The sequence below is a fragment of the Pseudomonas sp. GW821-FHT05H12 genome, assembly GCF_059419385.1.
The window spans coordinates 198,075-218,921 of record NZ_JBWKRS010000002.1 but is presented as its reverse complement, the minus strand read 5'-3'; the positions used below and the strand labels follow the sequence as shown (position 1 = coordinate 218,921).

Here is a 20,847-nt window from a genome sequence, read left to right as displayed (position 1 = left end):
CTGTAGCGCGCCCCGCTACAAGCTCAGAGCGTTGCCGCGCGTTCCTCCACTGTCGACCATGCCCTCAACGCAACGGCAACCGCCGCCAACGCATCGAGGACAGCCCCCATGGCCGCAAGCAACGCCCCCGCCCAGAAATTCCGCTCTAACTGGTTCCGTGTCGCCGTTGAAGGCGCCACCAGCGATAAGCGCAAGATCGAGCGCACTTGGCTGGAGCAAGCCGCCAAAAATTTCAGCCAGAACACCTATGGCGCCCGCGTATGGCTGGAACACTTCCGCAGCCTGCTACCGGACAGCCCTTTCAAAGCCTACGGCGACATCACGGCGGTCAAGACTGAAGAGGTTGAGATCGCCGGTCAGAAGAAGCTCGCCCTGTTCGCCCAGATCGAACCAACCCCTGACCTGGTGGCCATGAACAAGGCCAAGCAGAAGATTTACACCTCCATCGAAATCGACGAGAGCTTTGCCGACAGCGGCGAGGCCTACATCGTCGGCCTGGCCGTGACCGATTCGCCAGCAAGTCTGGGTACCGACGTGCTCGCATTCTCTGCACAGAAGCCAGACGCCAGCCCATTCAAGGATCGCCACTACTCCGCGACCTCGATGTTCACCGAGGCCCTGGAGACTGAAATCAAATTCGAGGAAGTCGCTGACCCTGAGAACAAGGCCATTGGCCTGTTCAACCGGGTCATGGAAGCCCTCGGCAAGAGCAAGGAAAAAACGGTCAAGGATGACGCCCAATTCTCCGAACTGACGGAAGCTGTTGAGGCGCTCGCCAACCACGCCAAGGACCAGGGCACAGCCTTCACCACCGAGCAGACCAAACTCAACACTCTGCAAACCGCCCACGAAAAACTGGCCAGCGAATTCGCTGACCTGCTCAAGCGCCTGGGTGACACCGAAGACCACAGCCAGCAGCACCGCCCACCAGCTACGGGCGGCGACGGCAAAGTGCTGACCAAGTTCTGACACCACCCAGCCCGCACCCGGAGAACACCTAATGCGTAACGTAACCCGCCTCGCTTTCACCGCCCTGGCCGCGCAGATCGCTCTGCTCAACGGCGTTGCCAGTGCAACCGAGAAATTCAACGTCGCCCCCAGCGTTCAGCAGACGCTGGAAACTGCCATGCAGGAATCCAGCGCCTTCCTCAAGGCCATCAACCTGATCGGCGTCAACGAGCAAACAGGCGAAGCCCTGCTCGCCGGGGTCAATGGTCCCATCGCCAGCCGCACCAATACCGCAGCGGGCAACCGCCGCAACCCGGCCGACGTCTCCAAACTGACCAAGGACGTGTACGCCTGCAAGCAAACCAACTTCGACACCGCGTTCCCCTACGCGCTACTCGACGCCTGGGCCAAGTTCCCTGACTTCCAGGTACGCCTGAGCAACGCCATCATCGAGCGCCAGTCCCTCGACCGCATCATGATCGGCTTCAACGGCACAAGTGCGGCATTGGCTACCGACCGCGCTAACAACCCCCTGCTGCAGGACGTCAACAAAGGCTGGCTGCAGAAGATCCGGGAAGGCGCCGCGGATCACGTTATGGAAGAGGGCGCCGTCGCTGGCAAAGTTACCGTAGGCGGCACCAAAGTGATCAAGGTGGCCGGCGTCGACACCGGAATCAGTGGCGACTACCAGACCCTCGACGGCCTGGTGTTCGACGCCATCCAGATGCTCGCCCCTTGGCACCGCAGCCGTCCCGACCTGGTGGTACTGGTCAGCCGCGACCTGATGCACGAGAAGCTGCTCAAGGCCGTGGAAAAAGGCGCAGCCTCCAGCCAGGAAGAGAACGCCGCACAGGAAATCGTCAGCCGCGCCCGTCTCGGCGGCCTGCCAGTGGTCGATGCTCCATTTTTCCCGGAAGGAACCGTGCTGGTCACCTTCCTCAAGAACCTCTCCATCTACTGGCAGGAAGACGCCCGCCGACGCCACCTGAAAGACGAACCGGAGTACGACCGCATTGCTGACTACCAGTCCAGCAATGACGCCTACGTCATCGAGGACTTCGAGGCGGTTGCCCTGGTGGAGAACGTCGAGGCCATGACCTACCCAGCCCCGACTGAGGCATAAGCCATGGCCCTGACCCTTGCTCAAAGCACCCAACTGCGCAAGCGTGCCGCCCAGGAGGCGGCGCGCACCGCACCCGCCGCGCTTATGGATGGCCTCACCAGCTACGAGCTCATGCTCGCCAAGCTTCAGCAGGATCAATTGCGCCTCAAGCAGGTCCAGTCGCAACAGAACAAGGCGAAGGTCAAGGGCGAGCTGCTCCCGGAATACGTGCCCTACGTCGACGGCGTCCTCGCCGCCGGCCAGGGTGCCCAGGACGACGTGCTGGTCACCATCATGGTCTGGCGCTTCGACGCGGGCGACTACGCCGGAGGCCTGGACATCGCCGAGTACGTCATCCGCCACAACCTGCAGACGCCGAACCGCTTCAACCGCACCACCGGCTGCCTGGTGGCCGAGGAGGTGGCAGAAGCCGCACTGACGGCCCAGAAGGCCGGCAGCGTATTCGCGCACGACATCCTGACCCGCACTGCTGTACTCACCGCGGAACAGGACATGCCGGACGAAGCTCGCGCCAAGCTCACCCTCGCCCTGGGCCGTTCCACCTTGGTCGGCCTGGACGAGAGCAACCCAGGCCAACCTGGCCAAATTCAGGCCGGCATTGACCTACTGAAAAGCGCCATCCAGCAGCACAACAGCTGCGGCGGCAAGAAAGACCTGGAGCGCGCTGAGCGCCTCCTCAAGAAACACGCTGGCCCCGCCAGCTAACCGAGCGGTCCCCCGCACCCGGGCGGCTCGGGGCGGATCAGCAGGGTTACTCCTTCCCGAGCTGTGAAGCCCCGACCACCGCCCACTAATTCAAGGCCCAACCATGAGCGGATTCATTGCGGGCGGTGACACCAGCGCCGCCTACCCGATCAGCAACGCGGACTTCTGGCCGGAGATCGATGGCCAGCAACTGCGCGCCGCCATGCGTATCGACTCCAGCGTCACCGACGACCGTCTCGAAGTGGCCACCGTCAATGCCATGATCGAGGCCAACCGCGAGCTCGCCACCTACCGCGCCGCGCGCCAGGCCGAAGGCCACGCCACCCTGGCCGAAGTGCCGGCCGAGCAGATCAAGGGCAAAAGCCAGCTGCTGCACCTCTACTGCCGCGTCATCTACTGCGGCGCCCTGGCCGAGCTGATCGAGCGCTACAACAGCTTCGACGCAACCAACAGCGGCGAGCAGAAGGTCACTGAGGAAGAGAGCAGCCCCGACCAACTGCGCCGCGACGCCCGCAAGGCTCTGCGCACCATCCTCGGGATCAGCCACGCCACCGTGGAGCTGCTGTAGTGGCAACCGTCATCGCCGCGCAGGGCGACACCGTCGACAGCCTCTGCTGGCACTACTACGGCCGCACTGCGGGCGTCACCGAGGCCGTCCTCGACGCCAATCCAGGCCTCGCCGACCTGGGCCCAATCATCCCCCATGGCACCACCGTCATCCTGCCGGACGCCGCCCCTCAACCCGAACAGCGCCAAGTGGTGAACCTATGGGACTGATCTACCTCACCGCCTACAAAGGCGAAGGCAATCTCTTTAGCCGCCTGCCATTCGTGCAGCTCGCCCGCTCTCTTCCACAGGACGCAAGGAATGTCACAGATGCCTGATCGCCCCGAAACCTGGGCCATGCTGCTCGCCTGGATGGAGCAGCACCACCCACTCATATACGCCGCCGTGCTCTCGGCGTTGCTCGCCTCGGCCCGCTTCATCTATTCCGGCGGCAGCCTACGTCGTGCCCTTGGCGAAGGCTTCATCTGCGGCCTCATCACCCTGGCAGTGACCAACGGCCTGGCACTGTTCGGCATCCCTGAGCAGTTCGCCCCCTTTTTCGGTGGTGTAGTCGGCCTGCTCGGAGCCGACTACGTCCGCTCCAGCCTCAAACGCATCGCTACCCGCAAGGCAGACCAGCTATGACCGAAGCCCTCAAACACGGTGACAAAGGCATCGCAGTCCGCCGCCTGCAGCAACAACTCAACGCGCACGGCTCCAAGCTGGTCACCGACGGCGACTACGGCGACGAAACCGAAAAGGCCGTCCGCGCGTATCAAGCCAAGATTGGCCTGGTGGTCGATGGCAAAGCCGGCGAGAAGACCCTCGCCGCCCTAAGCGGCACCGACTGCAGCAAGCTACTGCGCAATGCCACACTCGCAGCAGCGGCTAAGCGCCTGGGCGTCGAGCTGGCAGCCATCTACGCAGTCAACGAGGTGGAGAGTGCTGGCTCCGGCTTCCTGGAAACGGGCAAGCCGAAGATCCTCTTCGAGCGCCACGTTATGCACCGACGCCTGGCCTTGCCGCGCGCCGAAGGTGACGACCAGGCCGCTCTGCGCCGCCACGCCGACGAGCTCGCCGCCCTGTATCCCGCCCTGGTGAACACCAAGCCCGGCGGCTACATCGGCGGCCCCGGGGAGCACCAACGCCTGGCCCAGGCCCGCATGATCGACGCGCTCTGTGCCAATGAGTCGGCCAGTTGGGGCGCTTTCCAGATCATGGGCTACCATGCCGAGCGCCTGGGCTACGCCAGCGTCGACGAGTTCGTCCGTCTCATGAGCCAGGATGAAAACCAGCAGTTCGAGGCGTTCGTCCGTTTCATCGAGGCCGACCCGGCCCTGCTCAAGGCCCTCAAGGGCAAGAAGTGGGCAGCCTTCGCCAAGGCCTACAACGGCCCGGCCTACGCCCGGAATCTCTATGACGTGAAACTCGAACGCGCCTACAAGCTGCACGCTGGCTGCGGCAAGGAGGCGGCATGAACCTGATAGAGCAGGCCCGCCGCCTGGAACTGCGCGACGGGGACGTCGTTTGCTTGCCTGCTGACACCACACACGAGCAGGCCAGCGAGCTTGTGGAGGCCCTCGGACCGAACGCCCTCAACATTCGCTGCCTGATAGTGCTGGGCGACGTCCATGCGCTAGATGAGGCCGCCATGAACGCCGCGGGCTGGTACCGCAAATGATCACCCTGCGCCAGGGCCTGTATAGCGCAGCCCTGCTCGGCGCCCTGGCCCTGCTGCTGTGGGGCACCTACCAGCGCAGTGAGGCAGAGCAGGGGCGCACCGCCCTGGCCCAGGAGAAGCTGGCCACCGTCAACGCCCGTGTCGAGCGCGACGCCACCACCATCACCACCCTGCGCACCAACCTGGCAGACGAACGCCAGGCCCAGACCACGCTGCAACAGACTGGCCAGGACCTGCGCCGCGAGCTGGACGTCCGCAAGCAACAGATCAAGGAGTTGAAACGTGAAAACGCTGAACTACGCGAATGGGCTGCTGCTCAGTTGCCTGTTGCTGCTCGCCGCCTGCGGCAGCGTCCCGCCATCACCGGAGCAGACGCATATCGTGACTGGCTGTCCGGCCGTAACGCGCTGCACCCTAAGCGCGACTGACCCGGCCACCAACGGCGAGCTCCTCGACGACCAGGACATCACCGAGGCCGACTGGGCAGCCTGCGCCGCTAAGGTCGACATCGTCTACGAGTGCCAGCAGAAGGCAGCCAATCCATGAACAAGCCCAATAGCCTCCGCGAGCACCTGCTCACCGCCGTCGCAGGCCTCAAGAAGAACCCCGACCGGCTGCTCATCTTCATCGACGCCGGCAGCGTCCGCTGCACCGCGGCTAAGGGCCTGTCCTTCGAGTACACCTACTCTCTGCAGGTCCTGCTCACCGACTTCGCCGGTCACCCGGACAGCGTATTCATTCCGGTGCTGGAGTGGCTGCGACTCCAGCAGCCGGATCTGCTCACCAACCTGGAGCGCGGCAAGGATGCCATCGCCTTCGAGGCCGACATCCTGGACGGCGGCAAGGTCGATATGTCCCTCAAGCTGCCGCTCACCGAGCGCGTCATCGTCAAGCGTCTGGATGATGGCAGCCTCGACATTAGCCACCCCGAAGAGCCGGACTTCGAGCTGTGACAGACAACCTCCACGCCCTGGAAGAGTGGGCCGGCCTGCTGCTCGCCAAGCTCTCCCCCGGCGAGCGCCGCAAACTTGGCAACAACATCGGCCGCGAGCTGCGCCGCAATCAGCAAAAGCGCATCGCCGCCCAGCGCAACCCGGACGGCACCCCCTACGCCACCCGCAAACCCCGCCAACTGCGCGGCAAGGTCGGCCGCATCAAACGCCAGATGTTCACCCGTTTGCGCCAGGCCAAGTACCTGCGCCTGCAGAGCACCCCCAATACCATCGCCATTGCCTTCGCCGGCCGCGTCTCACGCATCGCCCGCGTCCACCAGTACGGCCTGCGCGACCGCCCCGGACGCGGCCAGGCAGACGTGCAGTACGACCGCCGCGAGCTGCTCGGCTTCACCGATGCCGACCTCGAAATGATCCGCGACCTCCTCCTGACCCACCTCACCGCCTGACCTCGCGCTGTAGCGCGCCCCGCTACAGACCGCGCCAAGTGCACCCCGCGCGCGCGAGCTGCAGCATCAGCGGCATGAACCAACTCGCCGAACTTGCCCGCCTCATTGAAAACCTCGTCCGCCTCGGCACCATCGCCGAGGTCGACGTCGCCAAGGTCCGCGTCCGCGTGAAATCCGGCAGCATCACCACCAACTGGCTGCCCTGGCTTGCACTGCGCGCAGGCACCTCTAAGGAATGGGACCCGCCCACCGTCGGCGAGCAAGTCGTTCTGCTGAGCCCATCCGGCGTTCTTGCCCAGGGAGTCGCCTTGGTCGGCCTGTTCAGTGATGCCAACCCGGCGAACGGCGACCGCGAGGGCCTGCATCGCCGTACCTATCCAGACGGCGCTGTTGTCGAGTACGACTTCGTTGCGCATGTGCTTCGCGCAACCCTGCCCGCCGGCGGTGTAACCGACCTGGTCAGCACCGGTGGCATCAATATCGACGGCCCTATCAACCACACCGGTGACTACACGCAGACCGGCAACCAGCACGTTACCGGCACCGTAAACGTCAGCGAGGACGTCATCGCAGCCGACATCAGCCTGCGCAAACACCGAACCAGGGGCGTCGTCAGAGGCACCGCCGTTTCGGATGAGCCAACACCATGATCGGCATGAGCGCCAAGACCGGGCGCACCCTCCGCGACCGCCAGCACCTGGCTCAATGCATAGCCGATATCGTCACCACGCCGCTCGGGAGCCGCATCATGCGCCGGGAGTACGGCAGTCCGATGGCCGACCTCATGGACTGGCCGCTCAACAGCGCAACCCGCCTGCAGGCCTATGCCGCCATTGCGATGGCCCTCATGCGCTGGGAGCCGCGCATCCGCCTCAGCCGCGTGCAACTCACACCCACCGACGTACCGGGCGGCGCCGTGCTGGACATCGAGGGGACCGTAACCGACACCAATGAAGCGCTCAGCCTGCGCGTACCGCTGAGCCTGGGGGCCTCCACATGACCACCACCTTTACCCCTATCGACCTCAGTCGACTGCCAGCGCCCGTCGTCGTTGAGCAGATCGACTACGAGTCGATCCTCGCCGAGCGCAAGGCATACGCCGTCAGCCTTTGGCCGGCCGATCAGCAGGCAGAGGTGGCCGCCACCCTCGCCCTGGAATCCGAGCCGCTCACCAAGCTGCTCCAGGAGAGCGCCTATCGCGAAACGCTGCTCCGCCAGCGCGTTAACGAGGCCGCCCTTGCCGTGCTGCTGCCCTTCGCCCAGGGCGCGGACCTAGAGCAGATCGGCGCCCGCTTCAACGTCGTGCGCCTGGTCATCACTCCGGCCAACCCGTCCGCAGTGCCTCCGGTGGCGGCTGTTCTGGAGGACTATGAGAGCCTGCGCGAGCGCATCCAGATGGCCATGGAAGGTCTCAGCACCGCCGGCCCACGCAACGCCTACATCTTCCACGCTCGCAGTGCAGACGGTCGCGTCGCCGATGCTTCTGCGATAAGCCCGGCCCCGGCCGAGGTCGTCGTCACCGTACAGAGCGCCTTGGGCAACGGCACCGCAGCGCCCGACCTGCTCGCCGTGGTCGCCGCCTACCTCAGCGACGAGGACCGCCGACCTGTGGCCGACCGCCTCACCGTACAGAGTGCCCAGGAGCTGCCCTACACCGTGGAGGCCGTGCTTTACCTGAACAGCTCCGGCCCCGAATCCGAACCTGTCCGCGCCGCCGCCGAGACCCGCCTTGCTGCCCTGGTCAATGCTCGCCGCCGCCTCGGCCAGGAGGTCAATCGCTCCGCCCTGGACGCCGCCCTGCACATCGAGGGCGTCAAGCGCGTTGAGTTGCCTGGCTGGGCTGACGTCGTCGCTAGCCTCACCCAGGCACCTTACTGCACCGCCTACAGCGTCACGGTGGCCGAGTAATGGTCGCGCGTCTGCTGCCGGGCAACGCCACCGAGCTGGAGCGCCTAGCCGCGCAGGCTCTGGCGCAGATCGAGCGTGTGCCAGTGCCGCTGCGCGACCTCTGGAACCCAGACGCATGCCCAGTGGCGCTGCTGCCCTACCTGGCTTGGGCTTTCTCGGTCGACCGTTGGTCCCAATCCTGGCCCGAGAGCGCGAAGCGCAACGCCATCAAGGCCTCCTACTTCATCCACTCCCGCAAGGGCACCATCGGCGCGCTACGCCGCGTGGTCGAACCGCTGGGCTATCTGATCGAGGTGGTGGAGTGGTGGCAGACCGTACCGGCAGGCGTGCCCGGCACGTTTGCCTTGAAGGTCGGCGTGCTGGACACCGGCATCACCGAAGAAATGTACCTGGAGCTGACCTGGCTGATTGACGACGCCAAGCCGCTCAGCCGCCACCTCATCGGGCTGGCTATCAGCCTCGAAAGCACCGGCACCGTATACATCGGAGCATGCGTTTCCGAAGGCGACGAACTCAGCGTTTACCCACCGACCCAGCGCGATATCAACGTCAGCGGCGTGTACCGCATCGGTGGCCGCGAACACCACATTGACACGATGGACATCAACTCATGACCGACCAAAATAGTCAGTTCTTTGCGATTCTCACCGCCGTCGGTGAAGCCAAGCAGGCGAACGCCGCAGCCCTCGGCACATCCTGGACGTTCGCCCAAATGGCAGTGGGTGACGCCAACGGCACCGACCCTATCCCCAGTCGCACACAAACCAAACTGATCAACGAGCGCCGACGTGCACCGTTGAACCAGGTGAAGGTGGATCCGGCCAACGCCAGCGTGATCATCGCCGAGCAGATCATCCCTGAGAGCGTCGGCGGGTGGTGGGTGCGGGAACTTGCGTTGTATGACGCGGACGGCGACATGGTCGCGGTCGCCAACTGCGCGCCCACGTTCAAGCCGCTGCTCACTCAGGGCTCTGGCCGGACGCAGGTGATTCGCATCAACCTGATCGTCAGCAGCACGGCGAACATTGAGCTGAAGATCGACCCCAGCGTTGTCTTGGCGACTCGCGAATACGTCGACACCGTCATTGTTGAGGCGCTATCAAAGCTGGACTACAAGCACTCAGTGCTGGCGGCAACAACGGCAAATATCACGCTGAGCGGTATCCAGACCATCGACGGCGAGCTGTTGCCAGCCGGTGCCCGCGTCCTGGTGAAGGATCAGGCTCAAGCCAAGGAAAACGGTATCTACGTTGTCCCTGCAGCGGGCGCCTGGAAACGTGCGCAGGATGCTGACACCAGCGTCGAGGTGACGCCTGGGCTGTTTGTCAGTGTTGAAAAGGGCACGATCAACGGCGATAGCGTGTGGCAGCTGGTGACTGACGCTCCGATTGTCCTGGGCACCACTGCGCTGGCCTTCGAAATGGTCGCTGGACGCACGGGTGTGAGCGCGGGCGCTTACACCAAGGTAACGGTCGATAAGTACGGCCGGGTGATTGCCGGTACCACCCCAACCACCCTGGCGGGCCACGGGATTACCGACACATACACCAAGGATGAAATCGCGGCGATGATCGCTCAGGCCTCGGCGCTGCCTGTCGGCTCGATGATTGGCTTTCCCATGGACAAGCTGGCGCCGGGCTTTCTGGAGTTGGACGGAAGTGTCAAAAGCGCAGCGGCTTATCCAGACCTGGCAACTTTCTTGGGAGGTGCATTCAACAAGGGTGACGAGGGCGCCGGTAACTTCCGTTTGCCCGAGTCGCGTGGTGAGTTCCTCCGGGGCTGGGACCATGGGCGCGGGGTGGATGCCGGGCGCGCAATTGGCTCTATGCAGCTCGATAGTCTGCAAGGTTTCCGCATGGAGTCGATGCGGAGTAAGGCCAGTACATCCTGGGGTAACGATGATGGCGGCGCTGGTGATCCAGCGTACGGCCCGCCGATGGGCTCAGTCACGCCGGGCACAAGACCCCGTAACTTAACGGGCGCTTTCGTAAGTGATGGTGTGAACGGCGTGCCCCGTGTTGGCTCGGAGACCCGCCCGCGTAGCTTGGCCGTAATGTGGTGCATCAAGGCTTGGAACGCACCGATCAATCAGGGAAATATTGATATTGCGGCGTTGGTGCCTTTGGCCGCTCAGGCGACCGAGATCAATCAAGGCACCGCCAAAGTCGCTACCCAAGCTCAAGTCGACCAAGGACTTGATGACGCAACTATTGTCACGCCCAAGAAGCTGCGCGCGGGCTTCAAGGTCTCGTTGGGCGTTAATGGTTACATCTACTTCCCCAGTTGGATGGGTGGCCTGGTGTGGCAATGGGGGAACAGAAACTTCACCTCCGGCTCCTCCGTTCCGTTCGCAATACCATTTCCGGTTGAGTGCCTTATTGCCTGGGCCGTACCCAACTCAATTGTAGGAGGGAGCCCAAGCACGGTCGCGGCAAACGTGCAGTCGTTGACTACAAACTCGATGATCCTCAGCTGGACTGCCGGCGGGACGTATTCTTTTTTCTGGTTTGCATTGGGGCGCTGATATGTCAGTTATTTACGCTGTGTTCAACGATGACGGACTGTTTCAACAGATGCTCATTTCTGGTGTGCATGCCATCCCAGATGGAGCGGTAAGGCTTAGTGACGACTTGTCCACGCGGATCCTTCAGCAACCTGATTCGATCTGGCGGATTGACGAATCAGGTGCCATTACCTCGACCGAGCCCGAATCAATTCCACCCACTCGTGAACAGATCGAGGCACTGCGCCTTCGGTCATATGCTGACCCCCTGACCGGTTCGGACCGCTACTTTGCTGAAGCGCAGCGCATGCAAGTAATGAACGAACCAGGCTGGGAGTCCGTCCGAGCCGCTGGAGTGGCTCGCTTTGAGGAAATTCAGACTCAGTTCCCGTGGACTGCTGTCGACGAGATCCAGTAACTCATGCAGCTACAAGCTGCACAGCTCGCACACCGGCAACAACGTCAGTTGATCACGCACCACCAGGAACAAGCCCCGCGAGTCGGGGCTTTTTCTTGCGCGTCCTGTACCGCGCCCCGCTACACCGCCCGCCGCTCGCCCCGCTTGCGCGCGCGCGTCACTCTCAAGGCTCACTGAAACGGCATCATGCCCACCAGGAGCTGCCCAAATGGCAACCGACTACCATCACGGCGTTCGCGTCCTCGAAATCAACGAGGGCATCCGCCCTATTCGCACTATCGCCACCGCCGTGGTGGGCATGGTCTGCACCGGCAGCGACGCCGACGCGGCTACCTTCCCGCTCAACACCCCGGTCCTACTTACCGACGTACTCACAGCTTCCGGCAAAGCCGGCGAGCTAGGCACCCTGGCCCGCAGCCTGGACGCCATCGCAGACCAGGCCAGCCCCGTCACCGTCGTAGTGCGCGTGGCCGACGGCGAAGGCGCCGACGACGCCGCCAAGGAAGCGAACCAAACTACCAAGATCATCGGTGGCGTTACCGCCCAGGGTCAGTACACCGGCCTCAAGGCCCTGCTGGCTGCCGAAGTACAGCTCGGCGTGCGCCCGCGCATCCTGGGCGTACCGGGCCTGGACAACCTGGCCGTGACCACCGAACTGGCGGCCATCGCCGAGAAGATGCGTGCCTTCTCCTACGCCAGCGCCTGGGACTGCGAGAACGTCTCAGAGGCCATCGCCTACCGTGAAGGCTTCGGCTCCCGCGAGCTCATGCTCATCTGGCCGGACTTCGTCAACTGGGACACCGCCACCAGCGCCAACGCCCCAGCCTCGGCCGTCGCACGCGCCTTGGGCCTGCGAGCCAAGATCGACGAGCAAGTCGGCTGGCACAAAACCCTGTCCAACGTGCCGGTCAACGGTGTTTCGGGCCTGTCCAAGGACATCTTCTGGGACCTGCAGAACCCCGCCACCGACGCCGGCCTGCTCAACGCCGCCGATGTCACCACCCTGATCCGCCGCGAAGGCTTCCGCTTCTGGGGCAACCGAACCACCAGCGCCGACCCGCTGTTCGCCTTCGAGAACTACACCCGCACCGCCCAGGTGCTGGCCGACACTATGGCCGAGGCCCACTTCTGGGCTGTGGACAAGCCCATGCACGGGAGCCTGGTCAAAGACATCGTCGACGGCGTGAACGCCAAGTTCCGCGAGCTGAAAACCGGCGGCTACATCATCGACGGGCAGTGCTGGTTCGACCCGGCTGCCAACGACGCCACCACCCTCAAGGCCGGCAAGCTGTTCCTGGACTACGACTACACCCCCGTCCCGCCGCTGGAAAACCTGCTGTTCCGCCAGCGCATCACCGACCGCTACCTCATGACCTTCGCCGAGAGCGTCAAGGCCTGATCCCATTCACCCGCGCGGCCCCGGCTGCGCTGTAGGAGCGCCACACCATGGCCCTAGCCAAGAAGCTCAAGCACTTCAACCTGTTCAACGACGGTAACGTCTACGGCGGCATCGCCAAGACCGTCACCCTGCCCAAGTTGGCCCGTAAGATGGAGGCCTACCGCGGCGGTGGTATGGACGGCCCGGTCAAGGTCGACCTCGGCTTCGGCGATGACGGCATCGTCCTCGCCTGGACCCTGGGCGGCTGGGACCTACTCGCCCTGCGCCAGTTCGGCGCGGTTCGTGCCGATGGCATTGCTCTGCGCTTCGCCGGTTCGGTCCAGCGCGAAGACGACGGCCGCACTAGCTCCGTGGAAATCTCCGTGCGCGGCCGGCATGAAGAGATTGACTTCGGCGAGTCCACCCCGGGCGAAGACACCGAGCACCAGATCAGCACCACCTGCACCTACTACAAGCTCACCGTCGACAGCGAGGTCATCACTGAAATCGACCTTCTGAACTTCGTGTTCATCGTCGACGGCGAAGACCTGCTCGCCGCACACCGCAAGAACATCGGTCTCTAATCCGCTAGCCGCCGGCGCCCATGCCGGCTTTCCCCCTGAACCAAGGAGCACCACCCCATGCAGACTCCAGAAGCCAAGCACGACGACAGCACCACCGCTGCAGCGGCTGCACCGGCCCCGACCAAGAACCCCAACGAGGAAGTCATCAACCTCGACACCCCGATCATCCGCGGCGAGCAGAAGATCGATCAGGTAACTCTGCGCAAACCCATGAGCGGCGAGCTGCGCGGCGTGACCCTGTCCGACCTGGCACAAATGGACGTACTCGCCCTGCGCAAGGTGCTGCCGCGCATCAGCACGCCCAGCCTCACCGACATCGAGGTTGGCCGCATGGACCCGGCGGACCTGTTCCAGTGTGGGCTGGCTATTGCAGGTTTTTTGCTGCAGAAGTCGGCGAAGGAAGCTGTCCTCGTCGCGTAGAAGACGCCATGGCCGACCTGGCCATGGTCTTTCACTGGGGGCCGGCGGACTTGGACCCGTTGCCCCTGTCGGAACTGATGGAATGGCGCGAGCGGGCCAGAAGCCGCTGGGAGAAAAGCGATGGCCAATGATCTGAGAATGGAGGTGATCCTCCAGGCTATCGACCGCGCCACCCGCCCCATCCGCGCAGTGATGCAAGGAAGCGTCGGCCTCGGTCGTGCACTCAAGGAGTCCCGCGACCAGCTCAAGCAGCTGCAAGCAACGCAGAACGATGTCAGCAGCTGGCAACGCCTGCGCGCGATCAGCGCCAACACCGGCACCGCGCTCCAGGGCGCGCGTGATCGAGTGAAGGAACTCGGCCGCCAGATGGCTGCCACCGGCGCGCCGACCAAACAGGTGACGGCGGACATGCAGGACGCCATCCGCGCCGCCACCACCCTCAAGAAACAACACCAGGAACAGCAGTCCGAGCTGCAGGGGCTACGAAGCAAGCTCAGCGCCGCCGGTATCAGCACGCGCAATCTCGTGCAGGGCGAGCGCGAACTCCGCGACCGTATCGCAAGTACCAATCAACAGATAAGCGAGCAGACCCAGCGCATGCAGCGCCTGGCTGCCCAGTCAAAGCGGCTGGCAAATGCCCGTGCCAGGTACGATAAAACTCAACAACTTGCCGGCAGCATGGCCGGCGCCGGCGCTGGTGCGGCGGCTGCCGGGGCGGCAATGGGCGTGCCCGTGCTAAGCATGGTCAAGGACTACATGAGCTTCGAGGACGCCATGGCAGGCGTCGCCAAGCAGGTATCAGGTGCGCGCGACGATAATGGCCAGCTCACAGCCACCTACTTCGAAATGGCCGATGCCATCAAGTCCATGGGCGAACGCATCCCCATGGCCACCACAGAAATCGCCGCCCTGGTGGAAGGTGCCGCACGCATGGGCGTCCAGGGCAAAGACAACCTGCTCAGCTTCGCCAAGGTCGCCGCCAACGCCGCCACTGCCTTCGAGTTGCCCGCCGACCAGATCGGCGAGAACCTGGCGCGCATTGCGGACTTGTACAAGGTGCCAATCAAGAACGTGGACCAGCTCGGTGACGCCATCAACTACCTGGACGACAACGCCAAGTCCAAAGGCGCCGACATCATCGACGTCCTGCAGCGCACGGCGGGCGTCGCCAGTTCGGTAGGTATGAGTTACAAGGACGCCGCCGCGCTGGGCTCCACCTTTCTGAGCTTGGGTGCCACCGCCGAAGTCGCTGGCACCGCCACCAATGCGATGATCCGCGAGCTCGCTATCGCCACCCAGCAGCCCAAACGCTTCCAGGAAGGCCTAAAAGCGGTGGGGCTTGAGGCTGAGGCGCTGCAGAACGGCATGGCAACCAATGCCACCGATACTCTGAAAAACGTGCTGGACGCTATCAACAAGCTGCCGAAAAACCAACAGCTCAGCGTCGCCACTCAACTGTTCGGCAAGGAGTTCGGCGACGACGCATCCAAGCTCGCACAGAACATGGGCGAGTATCGCCGCCAGCTTGCTCTGGCAAACGACGAAGCGGGTAAAGGCTCCATGCAGCGCGAGGCGGACATACGCGCCGAGCTGCTCTCGGCCCGTCTAGATATGGCCAAGAACAGAGCGTTCAACCTCAGCTCTACCCTGGGCGAGACGTTGCGTCCGACCCTCATCGAGCTGATCGAGAGCTTCAATAGCGTGGCCAGCCGTGTTACCGCATGGGTCAAGGCCAACCCCGCGCTCGCCGGGCAAATCCTCAAGACAGTGGCTGGCATCGCAGCGCTGGCTGCAGGCTTCGGCGCCGTCACTCTGGCCATGGCCAGCTTCCTAGGCCCATTCGCCATGCTGCGCTACGGCCTCACACTCCTCGGCATCAAGAGCCTTACGGCTGTCACTGCCGTCAAGGGTATGGGCAGCGCTCTGCTGTGGGCCGGCAAGGCCGTACTCTGGCTCGGCCGTGCGTTGCTGATGAACCCCATCGGTCTAGCCGTGATGGCCATCGCCACTGCCGCCTACCTAATCTACAAATATTGGGACCCCATCAAGGCCTATTTCCTGGGCCTATGGGCAGAGGTGAGGGAAGGCTTCAACGGTGGATTCGCCGGCATCGCCGCGCTGATCCTCAACTTCTCCCCGCTGGGCCTGTTCTACCGCGCCTTCGCGGGCGTAATGAACTACTTCGGCGTCGAGATGCCCGGCAAGTTCAGCGAATTCGGCACCATGCTCATGCAGGGCATGGTCCAGGGCATCACCAATGGCCTAGCCGCAGTGAAGGGCGCTATCACCGGCGCCGCAGACAACACCATCACCTGGTTCAAAGAGAAGCTCGGCATCCACTCGCCGTCGCGCGTCTTCGCCAGCCTAGGCGGCTTCACCATGGCAGGCCTGGAGCAAGGGCTCGTCAAGGGCCAGCAGGGGCCGCTGGCTGCAGTCACCAACATGGGCAAGCAAATGGTCGCGGCCGGAGCCATCGGCTTCGGAGCTGCCGGAGGCACCATGGCTATGGACAACCGCCCACCGCTGTCGGCCAATTCAGGCAGTGGCATCGTTGTTCAGGGCGACACCATCGAAATCAACATCAGCGCTACCCCGGGCACCGACACTGACGGGCTGCGCAACATGCTCAACCAGTTGCTGGACGAACGCGAGCGTGCCAAGGCCGCCCGCATTCGCTCGCGCCTGGGTGACCAGGAGTAAAACACCATGATGATGACCCTCGGCATGTTCGTTTTCGGACTGCCAACGCTCGCCTACCAGGAGCTTCAGCGCACCACTGAGTGGCGCCACGCTTCCACCAGCCGCATCGGTACCAACCCGGCCAGCCAGTTCCTGGGACGCGGCGAGGACACCATCACGCTGCCCGGCACCCTGCTGCCCGGCCTGGTCGGCTCGCCCCTCAGCCTTGACGTGCTGCGCAAGATGGCCGACACCGGCAAGGCGTGGCCCCTGATCGGCGGCACCGGCCGCATCTACGGCACCTGGGTTATCACCTCGATCAGCGAGACGCAGCAGGTATTCTTCGAGGACGGCACACCGCGCCGCTACGAGTTCACCATCAGCCTCAAGCGCATCGACGACGGCCGCATCGACATGCTCGGCAGTCTCATCGGCTCGGTCGGCGGCATCCTGCGCGGTGCTCTCGGGGGTCTGCTGTGAGCCAGCTGAATCAAGCCGGCGAGCTACTCGGCCAAGCCGCCCAGAAGTACCGCGAGCTCACCGCCTATCCGCGGCCGATCTGCAAGGTAGTGGTCAACGGAAACGACATCACCGCCATGCTGCTCGGCGGCCAGCAACCGCGCCTGATCAGCATCGAGCTCACCGACAACCGGGGACTGGAGGCCGATCAGCTCGACATCACCCTCAGCGACCACGACGGTCTGCTCGCCATCCCGCCTCGGGGCGCCATCGTGCGACTCTGGCTGGGCTGGGATGACACCGGCCTGATCGACAAGGGCAGCTTCACCGTGGACGAAACCGAGCACAGCGGCGCACCGGACACGCTCAGCATCCGCGCCCGCAGCGCGGACCTACGCGGCGGCCTCAAGGCAAAGAAAGAACGCAGCTTCGACGCCACCACCCTGGGCACGGTCATCGGTGCCATCGCCACCGCCCAGGGCCTCACCCCCGTGGTCAGCGCCGTGCTCGCCGGCATCGAGCTGCTGCACCTGGACCAAGCCAACGAGTCAGACGCCAACCTGCTCAGCCGTCTCGGCCGAGAGCATGATGCCATCGCCACCGTAAAGGCCGACCGCCTGCTATTCCTGCCCACCGGCAAGGCCACTACCGCAAGCGGCCTATCCCTGCCCCACGTCACACTCACCCGGGCAGACGGCGATCAGCACCGCTTCCTGCAGGCCGACCGCGACTCCTATACCGGCGTGAAGGCCTATTACTACGAGGTGAACAGCGCGGAGAAGAAAGAGGCCATCGCCGGCGGCGGCGAGAATATCAAAGAATTGCGCCACAGCTTCACAGACCAGGCCAGCGCATTGCAGGCCGCCCGTGCAGAGTGGAACCGCCTGCAGCGCGGCACCGCCACACTCAGCTACACCCTGGCCAGGGGCCGCCCGGAGCTGATCCCGGATCAGACCTATAGCCTGACCGGCATCAAGGCGGAAATCGCCGCCATCATCTGGCTCGGCGGCAATATGCGCCACAGCTTCACGCCCGACAGCCTCACCACCTCTATGGAACTTGAGTCCCAACTACCAGACGGCGACGAACTGGGCGACTTGGCCGATGACGAAGGCGACTACACCGGCCTTGTAACCTGGTACCGCGACGAGAAGACCGGCCAGCAGCATAAGGTCTCCGAGGGCGACCAAACCAAGCCCCGCCGCCTCACCCATCTCTACCAGAGCAAGGCATCAGCCAAGCGTGCCCTGGATCGAGAGTGGAAGCGGATGCAGGAAAAACAAAAGACCCCGTGAAGGGGCCTTCTTGTATCAATCGGACATTGAGTCCTTCGCGATAAGCCCCTCTACCGCCCGGCGGATGAACCACTGCTCCTGCTCTTCTAACTGACGATAGAGTCTTATCAGCAGCCACTCTTGAGGGGTTATGCATTGCTCCCTCGGCAACGCTGAATTCAGTTCATCCGGACGGTCAAGCGCTATCGATTCCAACAACATCTGCTTACTCCTTCATTGGCAGTACTCCGACGGTAATGCCAATTCCAAAAATGCAAGCAGGGCTACTTTAGCCGTTGTTCACCAGGTCTCCACCAGCCGCTTTGATGGCTTCAAGCAGCCTGATCTGCCCCTTGTCCGTCATGTAAGCATCTTCGAACTTAGGAGCCCAGTTATCCAACTGGATGGTGCCGGCCTGCTCGGGGCGCACCAGGTCCGCTGCCGACTGCACCTTTAGGAATTGGCCGGCAGCCTTCAGCGCCTGGGCGCGCGTGACAGTGATTGAAAGCGAGGGTTTGCTCAGCATCTTGGACGTCTGCTCGCGGATGTTGACCTCTCGCGGCACAGCTACCGACGTCACTTTGTCGGCATCGGTATGGACCAATGTGCGATAAACACCGTACAGGGCCGCGCGCCGAATCTCGCGCGCATTGTTTTCAGGCAGGTCGCCCGGAACGATAGATGGTGCCAGCTGGATCTTTAGCGGCTCTGTAGATAGCAGCTTGAAAGTCCCGTTCTCTGCCGCATAGTCGCCTAGATCCTCGATCATCTCGCCGACCGTGGCGAAGTGAAGCGGCTTCAAGTCGGCGGCAGGAGCCTGGCCGACCGGCGCCAGAGTAACCACCAACGCAGCGGTTACGAGGGAGCGGCGCAAACGCGAAAGCCAGGCAGGTGTCTGGTAACCCTTGAAATCCATTTCTAGATCCTTCTTTGCTAGGTGGTTTTGCTGACTGCGGCTAGGCCCGCGGCCATGCGTGTAAGCGTGTCCTGGTCGGATTCGGTGAGCGCGCGGAAGGCCTCCAGGAGACTCGTTTCCATGGGACTCAGCGAGCCGGCAGCAGCCAGCAACCTGACACCTGTCACGACGAAAAGCACATCAACACCTTGAACCGCAATCGCCGAAAGGTAGTTGAGGTCTGGGGTGCGTTCATTCTTCTCGTAGCTCCCCTGAGTGTTTCGATTTACGCCACCAATCTGCGCAAATTCTTCCTGCTTAAAGCCCAGCCGCGAGCGCTCTTCGCGCAGGCGCTCACCTGCACTCAATGGGGGTAAATCCGAGGATGCACAATTTTTCAAGCGAATTGCCTTTACAAGCCCAAACAGTTGGGCATAATGAAGCTCACATGAACACGATTGAACACATAGGAACACTATGCCCGCCCCCCTCACACCTGATCAAGTCCGCGAGCAGATGGACCGCCAAGGCGTGTCCATTGCCGACTTCAGCCGCAAACACCGTCTGAACAAGAATTTGGTCAGCGATCTGTTGAACGGTCGAAAGAAAGGCAAACGCGGTGAAGCCCACCGCGCTGCCGTACTGCTCGGCATCAAGGAGGGCACGGTCGCACAGTAGTGCGGCTGTCCCAGGGAGAAAACGAGAACATGGCCCGCCCAATTCTTGATAGCCGCCGCAAGGCTGTGATGGCCGCCGTCGGCGCCTTCCCGGGAGGCCGCGAGTGCGCCGCCGCCCACCTGGGTCTGGACCTCAAGCAGTTTGATAACAAGCTGTACGAGAACACCGGCCACCGCCCACTGACTGACGAGCAGGTTCGCCAGCTGGAGCGGGTAGGCGGTACCAGCTTCCTCCCCGACTACGTGTCGGGCCTCTACGGCGGCGTTTTCGTCCCCATGCCAGACGATACCCCCCTCGACAACCTGGACCTCTACCAGCGCTCCCTGGTCACCGACGTGGCCGAGGGCAAGGTCGACCAGATCATTGCCAAGGCTTTAGCCGATGGCCGCCTCGACGAGGCCGAGCTCGGCGACATTATCGCCGCCCACCGCGCGCACATTGCCGCACGGCACGCCGAGGTGGGAGCAGTAATCACGTTGCACCGGAAAAACCCGGGTAACCAGGAACAGAAGTAGGCGCACGAAGCGTCGCATTTTTCGGCTTCGGCCAATGCCGCACTCGCGGCGGGGAGAGTTCATGAGCACCAATCACGGCGGCGGTTACAAGTGTCTATGCCCGGCCTGCGGCAGCCGGATGCGTATCCGCAATTCGGAAGAGCAGACGCCTATCTTCAAGACCATGTATGGCGAGTGCACCAACCTGGGATGCGGCGCCACCTATGGCGGCTCCCTGTCGTGGGAGTACGAGCTAACCACCTCGGGTCTGGACCGGCCCCGGGTCCGCCTCCCGTTGGCCCCCTCGGTAAAACGTAGGCAAGCCATCCGCGACAGCGCTGAGAAAACTAACCAACTCGACATGCTCGCGATCCTGGAGGCCTAAGCCATGGAACTCGCCCAGTCCACAGCCCCACAGCTAAACGACTACCGCACCGGCATGCAGCGCAACGCCGCTGCCTTCATCGAGCGCCACCAGCAGGAACACCTTCACGACGACAGCCTGTTCGACCGCACTGTCAACCACCTGGTCGACGTATGGGATGTGCCCGTGTTTATGGCCGACCGCCTCGTCCACCTGGCTATGACTGAGCGTTTTCCCAAGGGCAGCCGCTGGTTCGGCATAGACATGGCCAGCGGCCGAGACCTGTGCGTTTTCCACGACTGCCGCACCCACGAGATCGTGCCGGCACAGCGCTCGGAAAGGCTGCATAGCTTCCTGCAAGAACTGGCCAACCCGACCCCACGCTAAC

Annotated in this window: 32 protein-coding genes; 29 read left to right on the top strand and 3 right to left on the bottom strand. The window is 63.4% G+C overall.

Features of this window, described 5'->3' with window-relative positions; translation table 11 throughout:
* The first annotated feature begins 108 nt into the window (after positions 1–108).
* The 25 genes from AC07SU_RS02695 to AC07SU_RS02575 all read left to right on the top strand — a co-directional run bounded on the left by AC07SU_RS02695 (position 109) and on the right by AC07SU_RS02575 (position 18,049).
* Positions 109–969 (top strand): GPO family capsid scaffolding protein, encoded by an 861-nt coding sequence (locus tag AC07SU_RS02695; RefSeq protein WP_494996132.1) that lies wholly within the window; start codon positions 109–111, stop codon positions 967–969.
* Between the two features lie 31 nt (positions 970–1,000).
* On the top strand, positions 1,001–2,071 hold the full coding sequence (locus AC07SU_RS02690) for a phage major capsid protein, P2 family (RefSeq protein ID WP_494996131.1): 1,071 nt from the start codon (positions 1,001–1,003) through the stop codon (positions 2,069–2,071).
* A 3-nt stretch (positions 2,072–2,074) separates the two neighbouring features.
* Complete coding sequence (gene gpM / locus AC07SU_RS02685) at positions 2,075–2,776, top strand: phage terminase small subunit (protein WP_494996130.1); 702 nt, start codon at positions 2,075–2,077, stop codon at positions 2,774–2,776.
* Between the two features lie 103 nt (positions 2,777–2,879).
* Entirely contained in the window at positions 2,880–3,344 is a 465-nt protein-coding gene (locus AC07SU_RS02680) for a head completion/stabilization protein (RefSeq protein ID WP_010213925.1), read from the top strand.
* On the top strand, positions 3,344–3,553 hold the full coding sequence (locus AC07SU_RS02675) for a tail protein X (protein WP_010213927.1): 210 nt from the start codon (positions 3,344–3,346) through the stop codon (positions 3,551–3,553). The genes AC07SU_RS02680 and AC07SU_RS02675 overlap by 1 nt, the downstream gene beginning before the upstream one ends.
* A gap of 99 nt (positions 3,554–3,652) precedes the next feature.
* Complete coding sequence (locus AC07SU_RS02670; RefSeq protein ID WP_010213928.1) at positions 3,653–3,967, top strand: phage holin, lambda family; 315 nt, start codon at positions 3,653–3,655, stop codon at positions 3,965–3,967.
* Positions 3,964–4,800 carry an N-acetylmuramidase domain-containing protein gene (locus tag AC07SU_RS02665; protein ID WP_494996129.1) on the top strand — a complete coding sequence of 279 codons (837 nt, stop codon included), beginning with the start codon at positions 3,964–3,966 and terminating at the stop codon, positions 4,798–4,800. The genes AC07SU_RS02670 and AC07SU_RS02665 overlap by 4 nt, the downstream gene beginning before the upstream one ends.
* A complete protein-coding gene (locus AC07SU_RS02660; protein ID WP_010213933.1) occupies positions 4,797–5,003 on the top strand; it encodes a hypothetical protein in 207 nt (68 codons plus the stop codon). The genes AC07SU_RS02665 and AC07SU_RS02660 overlap by 4 nt, the downstream gene beginning before the upstream one ends.
* Positions 5,000–5,431, top strand: coding sequence for an Rz-like lysis system protein LysB (gene lysB / locus AC07SU_RS02655; protein WP_010213936.1), 432 nt, complete (start codon positions 5,000–5,002; stop codon positions 5,429–5,431). The genes AC07SU_RS02660 and lysB overlap by 4 nt, the downstream gene beginning before the upstream one ends.
* Positions 5,331–5,549: an Rz1-like lysis system protein LysC gene (lysC, locus tag AC07SU_RS02650; protein WP_494996128.1), complete on the top strand. Its 219-nt coding sequence runs from the start codon at positions 5,331–5,333 to the stop codon at positions 5,547–5,549. The genes lysB and lysC overlap by 101 nt, the downstream gene beginning before the upstream one ends.
* Complete coding sequence (locus tag AC07SU_RS02645; RefSeq protein WP_494996127.1) at positions 5,546–5,956, top strand: phage tail protein; 411 nt, start codon at positions 5,546–5,548, stop codon at positions 5,954–5,956. Before lysC ends, AC07SU_RS02645 begins: the two co-directional genes overlap by 4 nt.
* The gene (locus AC07SU_RS02640) at positions 5,953–6,405 is read left to right on the top strand and encodes a phage virion morphogenesis protein (RefSeq protein WP_494996126.1); all 453 of its coding nucleotides are present in this window, start codon (positions 5,953–5,955) and stop codon (positions 6,403–6,405) included. The genes AC07SU_RS02645 and AC07SU_RS02640 overlap by 4 nt, the downstream gene beginning before the upstream one ends.
* Before the next feature lie 74 nt (positions 6,406–6,479).
* Positions 6,480–7,055, top strand: a complete 576-nt coding sequence (locus AC07SU_RS02635) for a phage baseplate assembly protein V (protein ID WP_494996125.1) — start codon at positions 6,480–6,482, stop codon at positions 7,053–7,055.
* A complete protein-coding gene (locus AC07SU_RS02630) occupies positions 7,052–7,405 on the top strand; it encodes a GPW/gp25 family protein (protein WP_010213941.1) in 354 nt (117 codons plus the stop codon). The genes AC07SU_RS02635 and AC07SU_RS02630 overlap by 4 nt, the downstream gene beginning before the upstream one ends.
* Positions 7,402–8,313: a baseplate J/gp47 family protein gene (locus tag AC07SU_RS02625; RefSeq protein ID WP_494996124.1), complete on the top strand. Its 912-nt coding sequence runs from the start codon at positions 7,402–7,404 to the stop codon at positions 8,311–8,313. The genes AC07SU_RS02630 and AC07SU_RS02625 overlap by 4 nt, the downstream gene beginning before the upstream one ends.
* Positions 8,313–8,927: a phage tail protein I gene (locus AC07SU_RS02620; RefSeq protein WP_262051753.1), complete on the top strand. Its 615-nt coding sequence runs from the start codon at positions 8,313–8,315 to the stop codon at positions 8,925–8,927. The genes AC07SU_RS02625 and AC07SU_RS02620 overlap by 1 nt, the downstream gene beginning before the upstream one ends.
* Positions 8,924–10,837, top strand: coding sequence for a phage tail-collar fiber domain-containing protein (locus tag AC07SU_RS02615; protein WP_494996123.1), 1,914 nt, complete (start codon positions 8,924–8,926; stop codon positions 10,835–10,837). The genes AC07SU_RS02620 and AC07SU_RS02615 overlap by 4 nt, the downstream gene beginning before the upstream one ends.
* A gap of 1 nt (position 10,838) precedes the next feature.
* Positions 10,839–11,234: a hypothetical protein gene (locus AC07SU_RS02610; RefSeq protein WP_494996122.1), complete on the top strand. Its 396-nt coding sequence runs from the start codon at positions 10,839–10,841 to the stop codon at positions 11,232–11,234.
* A 208-nt stretch (positions 11,235–11,442) separates the two neighbouring features.
* Positions 11,443–12,633, top strand: coding sequence for a phage tail sheath protein (locus tag AC07SU_RS02605; RefSeq protein WP_494996121.1), 1,191 nt, complete (start codon positions 11,443–11,445; stop codon positions 12,631–12,633).
* A gap of 47 nt (positions 12,634–12,680) precedes the next feature.
* Complete coding sequence (locus tag AC07SU_RS02600) at positions 12,681–13,196, top strand: phage major tail tube protein (RefSeq protein WP_262051757.1); 516 nt, start codon at positions 12,681–12,683, stop codon at positions 13,194–13,196.
* A 57-nt stretch (positions 13,197–13,253) separates the two neighbouring features.
* Positions 13,254–13,616 carry a phage tail assembly protein gene (locus tag AC07SU_RS02595; RefSeq protein WP_262051758.1) on the top strand — a complete coding sequence of 121 codons (363 nt, stop codon included), beginning with the start codon at positions 13,254–13,256 and terminating at the stop codon, positions 13,614–13,616.
* An 8-nt stretch (positions 13,617–13,624) separates the two neighbouring features.
* A complete protein-coding gene (locus AC07SU_RS02590) occupies positions 13,625–13,747 on the top strand; it encodes a GpE family phage tail protein (protein WP_010213954.1) in 123 nt (40 codons plus the stop codon).
* Positions 13,737–16,316, top strand: a complete 2,580-nt coding sequence (locus AC07SU_RS02585) for a phage tail tape measure protein (protein ID WP_494996120.1) — start codon at positions 13,737–13,739, stop codon at positions 16,314–16,316. The genes AC07SU_RS02590 and AC07SU_RS02585 overlap by 11 nt, the downstream gene beginning before the upstream one ends.
* A 6-nt stretch (positions 16,317–16,322) precedes the next feature.
* On the top strand, positions 16,323–16,775 hold the full coding sequence (locus AC07SU_RS02580; RefSeq protein ID WP_098480568.1) for a phage tail protein: 453 nt from the start codon (positions 16,323–16,325) through the stop codon (positions 16,773–16,775).
* Positions 16,772–18,049 (top strand): phage late control D family protein, encoded by a 1,278-nt coding sequence (locus AC07SU_RS02575; protein WP_494996119.1) that lies wholly within the window; start codon positions 16,772–16,774, stop codon positions 18,047–18,049. The genes AC07SU_RS02580 and AC07SU_RS02575 overlap by 4 nt, the downstream gene beginning before the upstream one ends.
* Before the next feature lie 15 nt (positions 18,050–18,064).
* On the opposite strand, the gene AC07SU_RS02570 is transcribed toward AC07SU_RS02575, so the two are convergent.
* The 3 genes from AC07SU_RS02570 to AC07SU_RS02560 form a co-directional block, all read right to left on the bottom strand.
* The gene (locus AC07SU_RS02570; protein ID WP_494996118.1) at positions 18,065–18,250 is read right to left on the bottom strand and encodes a hypothetical protein; all 186 of its coding nucleotides are present in this window, start codon (positions 18,248–18,250) and stop codon (positions 18,065–18,067) included.
* Positions 18,251–18,317: 67 nt separating this feature from the next.
* Positions 18,318–18,944, bottom strand: coding sequence for a hypothetical protein (locus tag AC07SU_RS02565; RefSeq protein WP_494996117.1), 627 nt, complete (start codon positions 18,942–18,944; stop codon positions 18,318–18,320).
* Positions 18,945–18,961: 17 nt separating this feature from the next.
* Positions 18,962–19,291, bottom strand: coding sequence for a helix-turn-helix domain-containing protein (locus AC07SU_RS02560; RefSeq protein WP_431482129.1), 330 nt, complete (start codon positions 19,289–19,291; stop codon positions 18,962–18,964).
* Between the two features lie 109 nt (positions 19,292–19,400).
* Between AC07SU_RS02560 and AC07SU_RS02555 the strand changes: the two genes are divergently transcribed.
* From AC07SU_RS02555 to AC07SU_RS02540, 4 genes are all read left to right on the top strand, one after another.
* Positions 19,401–19,601 carry a DNA-binding protein gene (locus tag AC07SU_RS02555; protein WP_019817902.1) on the top strand — a complete coding sequence of 67 codons (201 nt, stop codon included), beginning with the start codon at positions 19,401–19,403 and terminating at the stop codon, positions 19,599–19,601.
* A 29-nt stretch (positions 19,602–19,630) separates the two neighbouring features.
* Positions 19,631–20,116 (top strand): YmfL family putative regulatory protein, encoded by a 486-nt coding sequence (locus AC07SU_RS02550; RefSeq protein WP_494996116.1) that lies wholly within the window; start codon positions 19,631–19,633, stop codon positions 20,114–20,116.
* Positions 20,117–20,177: 61 nt separating this feature from the next.
* Complete coding sequence (locus AC07SU_RS02545) at positions 20,178–20,480, top strand: ogr/Delta-like zinc finger family protein (RefSeq protein WP_494996115.1); 303 nt, start codon at positions 20,178–20,180, stop codon at positions 20,478–20,480.
* Between the two features lie 3 nt (positions 20,481–20,483).
* Positions 20,484–20,846 carry a hypothetical protein gene (locus AC07SU_RS02540; RefSeq protein WP_494996114.1) on the top strand — a complete coding sequence of 121 codons (363 nt, stop codon included), beginning with the start codon at positions 20,484–20,486 and terminating at the stop codon, positions 20,844–20,846.
* Position 20,847 lies beyond the last annotated feature (1 nt).